This window comes from Phaeobacter porticola, from assembly GCF_001888185.1.
Classification (GTDB): Bacteria; Pseudomonadota; Alphaproteobacteria; order Rhodobacterales; family Rhodobacteraceae; genus Phaeobacter; species Phaeobacter porticola.
Genome location: NZ_CP016364.1, coordinates 1,316,333 through 1,328,604 on the forward strand (window position 1 = coordinate 1,316,333; position 12,272 = coordinate 1,328,604).

Sequence of the window (12,272 nt, forward strand, 5' to 3'; positions counted from 1 at the left end):
GGGAACAAACCTAACACATAGTGATTTGTTCCCCCGGCGTTCCCCAAAAGAAAAAGGGCCTAGAGGATCAAACCTCTAAGCCCTTGAAATCTTTGGCTCCGGCGGTAGGGATCGAACCTACGACCAATTGATTAACAGTCAACTGCTCTACCGCTGAGCTACGCCGGAACGGTCTGAGCCGTATAGCGTTGCGATCCGCTGGCGTCCAGAGCGGTTTTGCGGTTTTTTGGAAAAAAAGAGCACCACCCCGGCAGGGTCAGCGCAGAGTTCTGAAACGCGCACCGAATGATAGGGGGCCATCCGTTGCAACTCGTGATTTTCCCGCAAGATCAACGAGGTGTGCAAACACATTGCGTTCAGCAGCGATGCGCAGGGAGGGCGGAGTTTCGGTGTATATCCGCGCTGTCAGCTCGGTGACGGAGGCGGGACCGGCAGTGAGTTCTGCAAGGATCGCGGCCTCTCGCCCCGTGCGGTGCTCGGTCAACCATGCAAGGCGGGCGGCGGGAGCGGTAACCGGTGCCCCATGGCCGGGGTAAAACACCCGCCAGTCGCGGGCAGCCAGCCGCCGACATGAGCCCATGAAATCGGTCAGATCGCCATCCGGGGGCGAGACCAGAGAGCTGGCCCAGCCCATCACGTGATCAGCGGTGAAACAGGCATCCCCCCAAGCCAAGGCGATATGGTTGCCGAGATGGCCAGGGGTATGGATCACCTCCAGCTGCCAGTCGGGGCCGGTTAATGTCTCCCCATCCCGCAGACAGATGTCCGGCGCGAATCCGATATCAATGCCCTCGCCACCACCGGCCAGACCTGCGTCGGCAAGCGATGTCATCACTGCGCTGCGTCCCGCGATGGCGTCGCCGAAGGCATAGACCGGCGCGCCAATGGCCTCTGCCAGCGGGCGGGCAAGAGGGGAGTGGTCCAGATGGCTGTGGCTGACCAGAATATGACTGATGCGCTGACCTGGTTCCAGGGCGGTCAGGATCGCCTGCAGATGCGCCTCACTCGCTGGACCGGGATCAATCACCGCAACATCGGTGGCGCCGATCAAATAGGTGTTGGTGCCCCGGTAGGTCATCGGCGACGGGTTTGGGGCCAGGATCCGGCGCAACCCGGGTTCTAGCGTTTCGGCGATCCCGGCGGGGGGATTGAAATCATCGGGTGCCTGCATCAGGTCTGATCCTTGGTAACAAACGGGGCGCAGGGGGTGCGCGTTTTGCTTTTCAGCGGCGGGGTCGCGGGGTAGGTGTAGCGCATGTTCTTTCAATGGCTCAAACACTATATGCCGCGCAGCCTGTACGGGCGGGCGGCGCTTATTCTGCTGGTGCCGATTGTGACGCTGCAATTGGTGGTCTCGGTTGTGTTCATCAAGCGCGATCTCGAGGACCTGACGGTCCAGATGACCCTGACCATGCTGCGGGAATTGCGACTGCTGGAGCAGACCATGGCGCCGGCTGCCAGTCAGCAGGAGGCGTTGTTGCTGGCAGAACCTCTGTTGCAACCCTTGCAGATGCAGCTTCGGTTTCTGGAACAAAGGGAGCCGGTGCCATTGGATCAGATGGGGCTCTTGGAATTTTCTGGACGGGTGGTGCGCAATACGTTGGAGACCACTGCGCCGCAGTTCATTTCAGCGCAGTTCCCCAACACCCGCCGGGTCCAGTTGGTGCTTGCGAGTGATCACGGCCCGATGGCGCTGGTATTTGATCGGCGCCGGGTGACTGCGGCGGCACCGCACCAGCTGATCGTGACAGTGATCGCCTTTGGTTTTCTGATGACGATCATCGCCTTTGTCTACATGCGCAATCAGCTGCGCCCGATCAAACAGCTCGCTGATGCGGCGCAGGCCTTTGGGCGGGGGCGGACGGAGCCTTATTCACCGCGCGGCGCGAATGAGGTGCGGGCGGCCGGCAGCGCGTTTCTGGACATGCGCGCACGGATCGAGCGGCAGATGGAGCAGCGGACCCTGATGCTCTCGGGGGTGAGCCACGACCTGCGCACCCCACTCACAAGGATGAAGCTGGGCCTGTCGATGCTGGACGAGGAGGACGCTGAACCGCTGCGGCAGGATGTGGACGAGATGCAGGCGCTCTTGGATGCGTTTCTTGATTTTTCGCGTGGGGTTTCGACCAGTGAGCCGGAGGAAGTCGACCCACATGTGATGATCACGCTGCTGGTGGATGGTTGGCGCCGACAGGGTAAGGATGTGATGCTGGGTGAGATGAGCGGCAAGGGCAAGGTGATGCTACGCGGGTCTGCGATACGGCGTGCGGTCCAAAACCTGATCTCCAACGCAGTACGCTACGGCACGCGGGCGCGGGTGTCCGTGACCATGACCGAGAAATTTTTGCGTATCCGGGTTGAGGATGATGGCCCTGGTATCGCCGAGGCCGACCGGGCCGAGGCGACGCGCCCCTTCACCCGGCTGGATCCGGCGCGCAATCAGGATCTGGGCAGTGGCGTAGGTCTCGGACTTGCCATCGTGACGGATATCGCCCGCGCCCATGGCGGCACGCTGCGGCTGGAACAAAGCGTCGCCTTGGGAGGGTTACAAGCCGACATCGTGATCGGCCTGTAATACCCTGTCACCGCAGAGGGCTCAGATCAGCTCTGATATCTCTACGCTGCGTCGCTCCGCGATGGAGATCTGTGCCGCCATCCCCATCAGCACTGCCATCCGCCCATCATGAAGGGTCACCTCTGCAGCGACGCGTTCACCGCGAACCAGTTCGAGGAACTTTTGGTGCTGATAGAAGGTGGATCCGTTGTGATCACCTGCCTCAAGAAGCTTGGGATCAACGGGAATCGCTTGTGTTACCGGACCTTTCGGGCTGCGCGGTGAGGTCACCAGCTTTGGCAGCGGAGGCGTGCCTAGATGGGCGGGCCAGAACCGACCCGGTCCGGGCACAAAGGCTTCGATTTTGCCTATGGGGCCGACGGCGGCAATCTCCTCCTGGTACTCCGCACCTTCGGCAAACATGCACAGCTCCAGCATGGCGCGCGCGCCGCCGCGGAAGTCGACGATCACGTAGCCATTGTCGAGGATGTCAGGCACACCATCTCTGTAGCGCTCATCAAGATGGTTCACATCCTGCCCGCCGCTGGCCATCACTCGGACGGGTTCTGATCCCAGGGCCAGCCGCATCAGATCGAAGAAATGGCAGCATTTCTCAACAAAGGTGCCGCCGGATTTGGCGTCAAACCGGTTCCAGTCATCAACCTTTTCCAGAAACGGAAAGCGATGTTCGCGGATGCTTAGCATTCTAACTCCGCCGGTGGCTGCTTCGACATCACGCAGGAAGGCGGCAACTGGCGGCATGTAGCGATATTCCATCGCCACCCAGACCGGCGTATCATAGCGCGCGGCAAAGGCATCCAGCCGCCCAAGATCGGCGAGACTGGTGAACAGCGGCTTTTCGACCAGCACCGGCAGTGGGCGATGTTCGGCCAGCGCTTCCAGCTGTTCGAGGTGGCGGAAGTTGGGGCTGGCAATCAGCAGGCAATCAAGGTCTGGGTGGTTGAGCAGCGCTTCAAGGCTGTCCATGAACTGGGCCTTTGGCGCCAGTTCAGCCGAAATCTCACGCATGGTGGCGTTTGGTTCATAGATCGCGCCAACTGCCGTGTTGTCCAGCAACGCGATATTTCGCAGATGTTCCTGGCCCATCATGCCGCAGCCGATGATCCCGTAGGTGGTGGGTCCGGACATGTTTCCTCCTAAGTGAGGCGCTGCACGTAGAGCGCCTTTTCCGTGTCAAACCAGGTTCGCGAAAACTCAACCGGGGCCGGTTCCTGGGCCCAGCTTAGCCGTTCGATAAAGCCAACAGTGGTGCCGGGAGGCTTGGTGAACTGCGCTGGCGCCCAGTCGGGGACTGTTCCAAGTGAGACGCGATCCTCGGCGCGACTGATCCAGAACCCCAGTTGCAGGCGGTAATAGCGGTAAAGGGAATCAGACAGTTGGGCGGGATCCACATGACCCGCTGCGGCATCCAGCCAGATTTCCTCAACTGCGATGATCGTGCTGTCCAGATAGCGCAGTCTGCGGATGCGTGTGCCCTCAGCGCTGGACCCGAATTCGGGCAGATCCGCAGGTTTTTCGCATGCCGTAACCGAAAGGATATCCGCTGTCGGTAGGCCCCCGCCACTGGGAAGTTCCAGCCGAAACATTGAATAGACGCTCGGCAGGGTTTGCGTTGTGCGGATATAGTTGCCTGAGCCTTGGATGCGCTCCAGCATACCCTGTTTTTCCAGTTCTGACAGGGCTTTGCGCAGCGTTCTTACGGTGGTTCCATAGGTCTGTGCCAGTTGGCGTTCCGGTGCCAGGCGTTCGCCATCCGCCAGCCGTCCGGCCGCGATTTCGCGCGTCAGCGCCTCACTGATCTGAAGGTAAAGCGGCAGTGCAGTGCCTGAGGTGCGAGGGGTGGACATGGGGCCAATCGTCACGATGTGGAAAAAATTGATGCACCATTGATCTACATCAAGGCGCGGGTTATGCAAGAGTTAAGTTGCCAAGTGCGAGGGAGAGGGTGATGAGCGTTGTTCCAGTAACATCTGCGGATCTTGATGCGGTTGAAGTGTCCTGGTTCGCCGCGCTCTGCTCCGACGACTACCAGTTCCTTGGTGTGCCAGCTGGGGATCTGCGGTCATCCTGGGCGCATTGCTCCGATATCGTGAAAGAGGCCGAGGCGCAGGGGTTTCGCAACATACTGTGCCCGTCGTCCTATCAGGTGGGGCAGGACACTCTCAGCTTTGTGGCAGGCTGCGCGCCGATTACCGACAAGATCAATATGCTGGCAGCGGTGCGCTGCGGTGAGATGCAGCCGATCATGCTGGCGCGCACTCTTGCGACGCTGGACCACATGCTGGAGGGGCGGCTGACGGTGAACATCATCTCCTCCGATTTTCCAGGCGAGAAAGCCGACAGCGCCTTCCGGTATCAACGCTCACGCGAGGTGGTGGAGATCCTGAAACAAGCCTGGACCCGCGATGAGATCAACCACAATGGCGAGGTTTATCAGTTCGAGGGGCTGACCACCGATCCGGCGAAACCCTATCAGACCGGCGGGCCGCTGCTGTATTTCGGTGGCTATTCCCCGGCGGCGCTGGAGCTGTGCGGTGAGCACTGCGATGTCTATCTGATGTGGCCGGAAAAGATGGAAGAGCTCGCGGGGCGTATGAAGGCCGTGCATAGTGTAGCGGAAACCTATGGTCGCACGCTGGATTACGGGCTGCGGGTGCATGTCATTGTGCGCGACACCGAGGCCGAAGCCTATGAATACGCTGATCATATTGTTTCAAAACTGGATGATGCACAGGGTAAGGCCATCCGGGATCGCGCGCTGGATGCCACCTCGCTTGGTGTGGCGCATCAGGCCAAGAACCGCGATATTGCCGATGAATTCGGGTTTATTGAACCGAACCTCTGGACAGGGATAGGGCGGGCACGCTCTGGTTGCGGGGCGGCGCTGGTCGGATCCACCGATCAGGTCATGTCCAAGCTGGAAGCCTATCAGAAAATGGGTATCCGCGCCTTTATTCTGTCCGGCTATCCGCATCTGGAGGAAGCGCGGCATTTCGGGGCACGGGTGATGCCACATCTAAAAACCTGCTCGCTGCCGCATGAATATGGCCGGGTACCGCAATCGACCCCGGCAACACCCTTAGGGAATGGAGAACGTCGTTGATGGAACGTATCAAGATCGCAGAAGGGCTTGATTTCAGCCGTCTGGTCTATGGCATGTGGCGCCTGGGCGATGACAGCGACACCTCATCCGCCCATGTCGAGGCCAAGATCGAGGCGTGTCTGGCGCAGGGCATCACCACCTTTGATCAGGCGGATATCTATGGCGGGTACACGGCTGAGGGGATTTTGGGGCAGGCGCTGAAGGGCAATCCGGCACTGCGGGATCGGATGGAGATCGTGACCAAATGCGATATTGTGGCCCCGGTCGGTCGCTATGCCGGTGCGACGGTCAAACATTACGACACCTCGGCCACGCATATCACCCGGTCAGTGGAAACTTCGCTGTCGGAGATGGGCATCGACCACATCGACCTCTTGCTGATCCACCGCCCGGATCCGCTGATGGATCATATCGAAACCGGCGCTGTACTGGATGAGCTGGTCGCCGCAGGCAAATTGCGCGCCGTGGGTGTGTCGAATTTTCGCCCCTGGGATTGGGAACTGCTGCAATCTGCTATGAAGACGCCGCTGGCCACCAATCAGATTGAGATTTCGCTCTCTGAGGTCACTCCTTTCACCAATGGCGATCTGGCCTTTCATCAGCGTCTGGGCCATCCGTTGATGGCCTGGTCGCCGCTTGGCGGCGGAGGCTTAATGACCGGCAGCGGCCAATTGGCCGAACGGCTAGATGTAATTGCGCAGGCGCAGGGCGTTGACCGCGCCGCCGTCGCCATAGCCTTCCTGCTGCGGCACCCCGCTCGGATCCTGCCGGTGTTGGGTACCAACAACCTGGCGCGGATCAAACAGGCTTCTGACGCGCTGAAGGTCGAGTTGGACCGCCCGACCTGGTTCAAATTGTATGAGGCGGCATTGGGCCGGGAGGTCGCATGATGTCTGCGCATGCAGGGCAGGGGAAACATAGCTTTGTCCCGGCACCAGATAACACACGACTGCTGCGCGACGCATTTGGCCGGTTCGCAACTGGCGTCACCATCGTGACAGCGGCGTCCGAGCAGGGTGTGGTGGCGATCACCGCCAACAGTTTCACCTCGGTTTCGCTGACGCCGCCGCTGGTCCTGTGGTCGCCAGACCGCAATTCGCGCCGCTTTCCCTATTTTGAGGAGGCCCGCCACTACGCCATCCATGTGTTGGCGGCGGATCAGGATGATCTGTGTTGGCAGGTCGCAAAAGATGCTTTTGGGCTGAACCATTTGCAGCTTGCGCAGAACGAGAACGGTGTGCCGCTCCTGGAGAACTGTCTGGCGCGCTTTGAATGCACCCGCTCAGCTATCCATGACGGAGGGGACCACGCCATTGTGCTGGGACATGTGGACCGCGCCACCATGCGCGAAGAAGGGGATGCATTGACATTCTACAAGGGCCAGATGGGCCAGATCGCCGCCTCAAGTTAGCGGCCGGTTGTCCGCACCGAGGGAGGTCGGGGCGGCACAAGGGGAGGAGAGAGACGCGATGACGGCAGTTCTATCTGTCCTGAATATACTGCGCCCACTCAACACCGGCTTGCTTGCAGCCGGTCGTTGGGTGGGCGTTTTTGCCATTGGCCTGATGGTTCTGGCAATCCTGATTCAGGTCTTCTTTCGCTATGTGCTGGGCAGCGCGTTACCCTGGCCGGATGAGGCTGCGCGGTTCTGCATGTTGTGGATGACTGGGCTGATGGCGCCCACGGCACTGCGCAGCGGTGGTTTTGTCGCCATTGATGTTGTCGACTCCCTGCTGCGAGGCTGGCTGTTTCACCTCTTGCAACTGCTGCTTCTGATGATTGGCCTGACCGTGCTGATCGTGGGGCTCCAGATCGGCTACAAGGAGGTCACAGGGCTTGGCGGACGCTTTGCCACAGCTTCGCTCTACCTGCCGACATCGCTGGGGTTCGACAGCTGGTTCCGGGTGCCGCGCAGCTGGATGATGCTCTCGCTTGTGGTGGGGCTGGGCCTGTTAATTCTGGTGAATATCGAGCTGATCCTCGAACGCATCGTGCGATTGTTTGGCCAGGGAGATCGCCTGCCGGAGCGTCCGGGGCTGAGCATCGGAGGGGCGGAGTGATGTTGATCTGGTTCCTGCCGCTGTTTCTGTTCCTTCTCCTGATTGGCTTGCCGGTGTTTTTCTGCCTGTTGGCAGCACCGGGGGCGCTGCTGTGGCTGAACGGACAAGAGCGCGACCTGACCCTACTGTATCGCAATCTTTATAACGGGATGGACAGCTTTCCGCTGATGGCGATCCCGTTTTTCATGCTAGCGGGAGAGCTGATGAACCGGGGTGGCATCACCGTGCGACTCGTCGAGTTTTCGCAGGCCCTGATGGGGCATCTGCGCGGCGGGCTGGCACAGGTGAATATTCTGTCGTCGATCCTGTTTGCGGGGCTCTCTGGCTCTGCCGTGGCGGATACCTCGGCGCTGGGTTCCATGCTGATCCCTGCAATGGAGCGCGAAGGGTACAGCCGGAAATTCGCGGCGGCCGTGACCGCTGCCAGTTCGGTGATCGGGCCGATCATTCCGCCCTCGGGTATTATGATCATCTATGCCTATGTCATGGGTGAAAGCGTCGCTGCGCTGTTCCTCGCAGGGATTGTGCCGGGTGTACTGGTGGGCGTTGGCCTGATGATCATGGTCCGCGCCATGGCCGACCGGTATGAGCTGCCGGCCGCGCGGCGGGTGGTCTTCGACAGTGTTGAGATCGGCGTGATGGAGCGTTGGTTCTCCCTCGGATTGGTGCGGTTGAACCTTGGCCTGCTGTTGGCGCAGTTTGTCCCCTTGGCCGAGGGGGCCGGGCCACAGATGAAATGGCTTGCCTTCTTTGGGGCGGTGCTGTTTGCACATGGGTTGATGCTGGGGCTGCGTCGGGTGGTCAGCCCGGCGTTCCGCACAATCTGCAAACGGGCCGTGGTGCCATTACAAACGCCAGTCCTGATCCTTGGCGGCATTCTCGCTGGCGTCTTCACCCCGACGGAGGCTGCGGCAGTGGCTGTCGCCTATGCGCTGCTGATCAGCTTTCTGGTGCTGGGATCGATGCGGCTGGCGGACCTACCGCAGGTGTTTTCGCGCGCTGGGATCACCTCTGCCGTGGTGCTGTTGCTGGTGGGCGCCGCGATGTCGTTCAAGACCGTGGTCAGCCTTAGTCACGCGCCGGAGCAACTGGCCGATTTCATCCTGACGCTCTCGGAAAACCCGCTGATCCTGCTGTTCCTCATCAATCTGCTGCTGTTTGTCGTCGGCATGTTTCTGGATGCAGGACCTGCGATCATCATCCTTGGTCCGATCCTTGGGCCGGTGTTCACCGATCTTGGCGTTGAATCTGTGCATTTCGCCATCATCATGTGTGTGAACCTGACAGTCGGCCTTGCGACCCCGCCCATGGGGCTGGTGTTATTTGTGGCCGCTGCCGTCTCACAGGAGCGTGTCACCACTATTGCCAAGGCGATCCTGCCGTTTCTGGCGATTGAAATAGCGGTGATTTTTCTGATCACCTTTGTTCCGGCCATCTCGCTGACCATTCCGCGATTGACCGGGTTTCTGAACTAAGGACGACCGAAAAACCAAATAAAAGAGCAACAGGAGGAGATAAGAATGCTCAGGAAATTGGCAAAGACAGTGGCCCTGTCAGCCCTGATGGCAGGCACAGCCCTGTCGGCCTATGCGGCAGATTACAAGATCCGCGCAACCGCGAATTCAAACGAGAATGACGAGGATTACGACGGTCTGGTGGTGTTCAAAAACTACGTCGAGGCGGCCTCAAACGGCGCAATCGAGGTTGAATTGTTCATCGGCACGCAGCTTTGCTCCAATGGGGCAGAATGCCTGCAGGGCGTCGCCGACGGCTCGATTGACGTCTATATCTCCACCTCCGGTGGCGCGTCGGGGCTGTTTCCCTATGTTCAGGTGCTCGATCTGCCCTATCTGATGGCCGACGATCGGATCGCCGAACATGTCTTGTCGGGTGACTTTACCCGTGCCATGCGCCAGATGGCGCTGGAGGATTCCGGCGACTCCATTCGACTGATGACCGTTGGCAATACCGGCGGCTGGCGGAACTTTGCCAATACCAAGCGTCGTGTGGCGGAACCTGCCGACATGGAAGGTCTGAAAATCCGCACTGTCGTTGCCGACTTGCCGCAGGAACTGGTGAAGGCGCTGGGGGCCTCCCCGACACCGATCCCGTGGCCTGAGCTGTTCACCTCGTTCCAGACCGGCGTGGTCGAAGGGTCCAAGAACGGCATCACCGATATTATGGGCATGAAGTTCCCGGATGCTGGCCTGCAATATGTGACGCTGGACGGTCACGCCTATATGGGCGCGCTGTGGTGGATGTCGAACAAGACCTTCATGGATATGCCGGAGGACATGCGTCAGGTTGTCGTGGACGGGTTCTATGCGCTGCAGCAGGCGACGTTTGCTTCGCCCAAGCGCAAGTCGATCCAGGCCTATGAGGATTTTGTCGCGGGCGGCGGTGATCTCTATGTGCCCACGCCAGATCAGAAGGCCGCTTTCAAATCCGCTGCCGAGCCGGTTTATGACTGGTTTAAGTCCAACGTGACCCGCGGTGATGAGATCTTCACTGCATTGGCGGAGGCCGTGGCCGAGGCAGAAGCCGACGTCAGCGCGGCTCGCGCGGCAGATCTGAATTGATACCGTCTTGAGAAAATACCGGGCGGCGCGGGGTCACCTTGCGCCGCCTGCCTGTCCCTCACCGGAATGGATACATCCAGACCTTGTAATCCTCGACCAGAACATGCGCCTTATCGATCTCTGCCGGGGTCATCTTCTTGACCACTTCTTCCAGGCTGATGGCCGCATCAGGGTCACCGCCGATGGCCGACAGCGTGTACCACATATAGGCGCGCACCAGATCGGGGGCGGGCATCCCACGGCCGATTTCATAGTACCACCCGATACCGGACTGCGCGCCCGGATGCCCCTTCATGGCGCTGCGCAGGTACCATTCAAAGGCCCGGACATCGTCTTGCTCAACGCCCAGCCCCATGGCGTACATCACGCCGATCAACTCTTCCGCATCGGCATTGCCGGATCGCGCCGCAGGCCAAAGCGCATCATGCGCCGCCGCAAACTGCCCGGCCTCCATCAGATCGCGGGCCTGTTCGATTTCAGCCCAAGCGGGCAGAGGCGCAGTCATCGTCAGGCTGGTCATGGACAGCGCCACCGCGACCAGAACCGGTTTCCATCTCTTGCGCATGTGCTCTCCTGTGTCGTGCTGACCCTTGGCCTTTGTACGAGGGCGGCCCTGGCAGAGGAACCGCAGCTGCCGCCATCGCTGAGGCCCGGCGATTTTATACCCGTGGATCCGGCGAAGGCGGAACTGGGGCGATTGCTATTTTATGACAAGATCCTGTCGGGGAACAGAAATATCAGCTGCGGCACCTGTCATCATCCGCGTCATGGCACCTCTGATGGATTGTCGCTGGGGTTGGGCGAGGGGGCAGAGGGGCTGGGACCTGCGCGTCTGTCCGGCAGAGGCGCAAACCGGGTGCAGAAACGTGTGCCGCGCAATGCGCCAGCGCTTTGGAACCTCGGGGCGACATCCATCCGCGTGCTGATGCATGACGGGCGGATCAGCGAGGATCCCATCTATGGCAATGGTTTCAACACCCCGGCGGAGGAATGGCTGCCGAAAGGGTTGCAATCGCTGCTGGCTGCGCAGGCCTTGTTCCCCATGACCTCCAGCGTAGAGATGGCAGGCAATGTCGGCGAGAATGAGGTGATAGGCGCCACCCGCGACAGGATTGATCTGGTCTGGCCGATCATTGCCAAACGCGTCCGCAGCTTGCCGGACTATCGCGGAGGGTTCGTTGCCGCCTTTGATCACATCTCGGCACCGGAGGATGTGGAAATCACAGATATTGCCGAGGCGCTGGCCCAGTTCATGGTGCAGGATTTCACCTCGGTTGATAGCCCATTTGATGCCTATCTGGCGGGGAATGACACCGCCCTGACCGCGCAGCAAAAAGCCGGGGCGGACCTGTTCTTTGGCTCTGCCGGATGCAGCGGGTGCCATGCTGGGCCGCTGTTTTCGGATCAGAACTTCTACGCCCTCGGTTTGCCGGCCTTCGGCCCTGGTCGCGCGCGCCGATTTGACCCTTATGCCCGGGACGTCGGTCGTATGGGCGAAAGCGATGATCTGGCAGACGCCTACCGGTTCCGCACGCCTATGTTGCGCAATGTGGAACTGACTGGCCCTTATGGCCATAATGGCGCTTTCCCGACACTGGAGCGGATGATCCGGCACCATCTTGATCCAGTCGCAAGCCGTTCGGCGTGGATGCCTGACGATCTGCAATTGCCAGATGTGCCCTGGCTGGCCGCCACAGATTTTGTGGTGCAGCAGGACCGGTTCGAGATGGCGCGTCAGGCGCGGACCCGCGACATCTATCTGCGTCAGGACCTGAGCGATCAGGATATCGCGGCGCTGGTCGCCTTTCTCACGGCGCTGACCGGCGAAAAAGCACGCGCACAGCAATCGTCTGTCCCCTCCGCCGTTCCCAGCGGCCTGCCCGTTGATGGGGCAAAGCGCTGAACATTGGATGGGTCGCGACTCCGCGCGCGCTGCCCGTCGGCGAAATAGGACT

12 protein-coding genes and 1 tRNA gene are annotated in these 12,272 nt (G+C 60.3%); 8 read left to right on the top strand and 5 right to left on the bottom strand.

Annotated features, from left to right (window positions below; all coding sequences use genetic code 11):
* Window positions 1-93: 93 nt before the first annotated feature.
* Window positions 94-168: transfer RNA gene (locus PhaeoP97_RS06435), tRNA-Asn, on the bottom strand.
* A gap of 88 nt (window positions 169-256) precedes the next feature.
* Window positions 257-1,171: an MBL fold metallo-hydrolase gene (locus tag PhaeoP97_RS06440; RefSeq protein ID WP_072504373.1), complete on the bottom strand. Its 915-nt coding sequence runs from the start codon at window positions 1,169-1,171 to the stop codon at window positions 257-259.
* Between the two features lie 84 nt (window positions 1,172-1,255).
* On the opposite strand from PhaeoP97_RS06440, the gene PhaeoP97_RS06445 reads away from it, so the two are divergent.
* The gene (locus PhaeoP97_RS06445; RefSeq protein ID WP_072504374.1) at window positions 1,256-2,575 is read left to right on the top strand and encodes an ATP-binding protein; all 1,320 of its coding nucleotides are present in this window, start codon (window positions 1,256-1,258) and stop codon (window positions 2,573-2,575) included.
* Window positions 2,576-2,596: 21 nt separating this feature from the next.
* On the opposite strand, the gene PhaeoP97_RS06450 is transcribed toward PhaeoP97_RS06445, so the two are convergent.
* Both PhaeoP97_RS06450 and PhaeoP97_RS06455 read right to left on the bottom strand, forming a co-directional pair.
* Window positions 2,597-3,703: a Gfo/Idh/MocA family protein gene (locus PhaeoP97_RS06450; RefSeq protein WP_072504375.1), complete on the bottom strand. Its 1,107-nt coding sequence runs from the start codon at window positions 3,701-3,703 to the stop codon at window positions 2,597-2,599.
* 8 nt (window positions 3,704-3,711) lie between these two features.
* Complete coding sequence (locus PhaeoP97_RS06455) at window positions 3,712-4,422, bottom strand: GntR family transcriptional regulator (RefSeq protein ID WP_072506339.1); 711 nt, start codon at window positions 4,420-4,422, stop codon at window positions 3,712-3,714.
* 101 nt (window positions 4,423-4,523) lie between these two features.
* On the opposite strand from PhaeoP97_RS06455, the gene PhaeoP97_RS06460 reads away from it, so the two are divergent.
* The 6 genes from PhaeoP97_RS06460 to PhaeoP97_RS06485 are packed head-to-tail and all read left to right on the top strand — an operon-like array spanning window position 4,524 to window position 10,317.
* On the top strand, window positions 4,524-5,678 hold the full coding sequence (locus PhaeoP97_RS06460; protein ID WP_072504376.1) for an LLM class flavin-dependent oxidoreductase: 1,155 nt from the start codon (window positions 4,524-4,526) through the stop codon (window positions 5,676-5,678).
* Complete coding sequence (locus tag PhaeoP97_RS06465) at window positions 5,678-6,568, top strand: aldo/keto reductase (RefSeq protein ID WP_072504377.1); 891 nt, start codon at window positions 5,678-5,680, stop codon at window positions 6,566-6,568. The genes PhaeoP97_RS06460 and PhaeoP97_RS06465 overlap by 1 nt, the downstream gene beginning before the upstream one ends.
* The gene (locus tag PhaeoP97_RS06470; RefSeq protein WP_014879807.1) at window positions 6,568-7,089 is read left to right on the top strand and encodes a flavin reductase family protein; all 522 of its coding nucleotides are present in this window, start codon (window positions 6,568-6,570) and stop codon (window positions 7,087-7,089) included. The genes PhaeoP97_RS06465 and PhaeoP97_RS06470 overlap by 1 nt, the downstream gene beginning before the upstream one ends.
* A gap of 58 nt (window positions 7,090-7,147) precedes the next feature.
* A complete protein-coding gene (locus tag PhaeoP97_RS06475; protein WP_072504378.1) occupies window positions 7,148-7,738 on the top strand; it encodes a TRAP transporter small permease in 591 nt (196 codons plus the stop codon).
* A complete protein-coding gene (locus PhaeoP97_RS06480; protein ID WP_072504379.1) occupies window positions 7,738-9,213 on the top strand; it encodes a TRAP transporter large permease in 1,476 nt (491 codons plus the stop codon). The genes PhaeoP97_RS06475 and PhaeoP97_RS06480 overlap by 1 nt, the downstream gene beginning before the upstream one ends.
* Before the next feature lie 45 nt (window positions 9,214-9,258).
* Window positions 9,259-10,317, top strand: a complete 1,059-nt coding sequence (locus PhaeoP97_RS06485) for a TRAP transporter substrate-binding protein (protein WP_072504380.1) — start codon at window positions 9,259-9,261, stop codon at window positions 10,315-10,317.
* 58 nt (window positions 10,318-10,375) lie between these two features.
* Here the strand turns inward: PhaeoP97_RS06485 and PhaeoP97_RS06490 are convergent, their stop codons facing one another.
* Window positions 10,376-10,837, bottom strand: a complete 462-nt coding sequence (locus tag PhaeoP97_RS06490) for a tetratricopeptide repeat protein (protein ID WP_040104133.1) — start codon at window positions 10,835-10,837, stop codon at window positions 10,376-10,378.
* Between the two features lie 147 nt (window positions 10,838-10,984).
* On the opposite strand from PhaeoP97_RS06490, the gene PhaeoP97_RS06495 reads away from it, so the two are divergent.
* On the top strand, window positions 10,985-12,220 hold the full coding sequence (locus PhaeoP97_RS06495; RefSeq protein ID WP_338048685.1) for a cytochrome-c peroxidase: 1,236 nt from the start codon (window positions 10,985-10,987) through the stop codon (window positions 12,218-12,220).
* The last annotated feature ends 52 nt before the right edge of the window (window positions 12,221-12,272 follow it).

Bases quoted from the DNA above. Each gene is read 5' to 3' on its own strand.
- PhaeoP97_RS06440 (WP_072504373.1), bottom strand. From the start codon at position 1,171: ATGCAGGCACCCGATGATTTCAATCCCCCCGCCGGGATCGCCGAAACG.
- PhaeoP97_RS06445 (WP_072504374.1), top strand. From the start codon at position 1,256: ATGTTCTTTCAATGGCTCAAACACTATATGCCGCGCAGCCTGTACGGG.
- PhaeoP97_RS06450 (WP_072504375.1), bottom strand. From the start codon at position 3,703: ATGTCCGGACCCACCACCTACGGGATCATCGGCTGCGGCATGATGGGC.
- PhaeoP97_RS06455 (WP_072506339.1), bottom strand. From the start codon at position 4,422: ATGTCCACCCCTCGCACCTCAGGCACTGCACTGCCGCTTTACCTTCAG.
- PhaeoP97_RS06460 (WP_072504376.1), top strand. From the start codon at position 4,524: ATGAGCGTTGTTCCAGTAACATCTGCGGATCTTGATGCGGTTGAAGTG.
- PhaeoP97_RS06465 (WP_072504377.1), top strand. From the start codon at position 5,678: ATGGAACGTATCAAGATCGCAGAAGGGCTTGATTTCAGCCGTCTGGTC.
- PhaeoP97_RS06470 (WP_014879807.1), top strand. From the start codon at position 6,568: ATGTCTGCGCATGCAGGGCAGGGGAAACATAGCTTTGTCCCGGCACCA.
- PhaeoP97_RS06475 (WP_072504378.1), top strand. From the start codon at position 7,148: ATGACGGCAGTTCTATCTGTCCTGAATATACTGCGCCCACTCAACACC.
- PhaeoP97_RS06480 (WP_072504379.1), top strand. From the start codon at position 7,738: ATGTTGATCTGGTTCCTGCCGCTGTTTCTGTTCCTTCTCCTGATTGGC.
- PhaeoP97_RS06485 (WP_072504380.1), top strand. From the start codon at position 9,259: ATGCTCAGGAAATTGGCAAAGACAGTGGCCCTGTCAGCCCTGATGGCA.
- PhaeoP97_RS06490 (WP_040104133.1), bottom strand. From the start codon at position 10,837: ATGACCAGCCTGACGATGACTGCGCCTCTGCCCGCTTGGGCTGAAATC.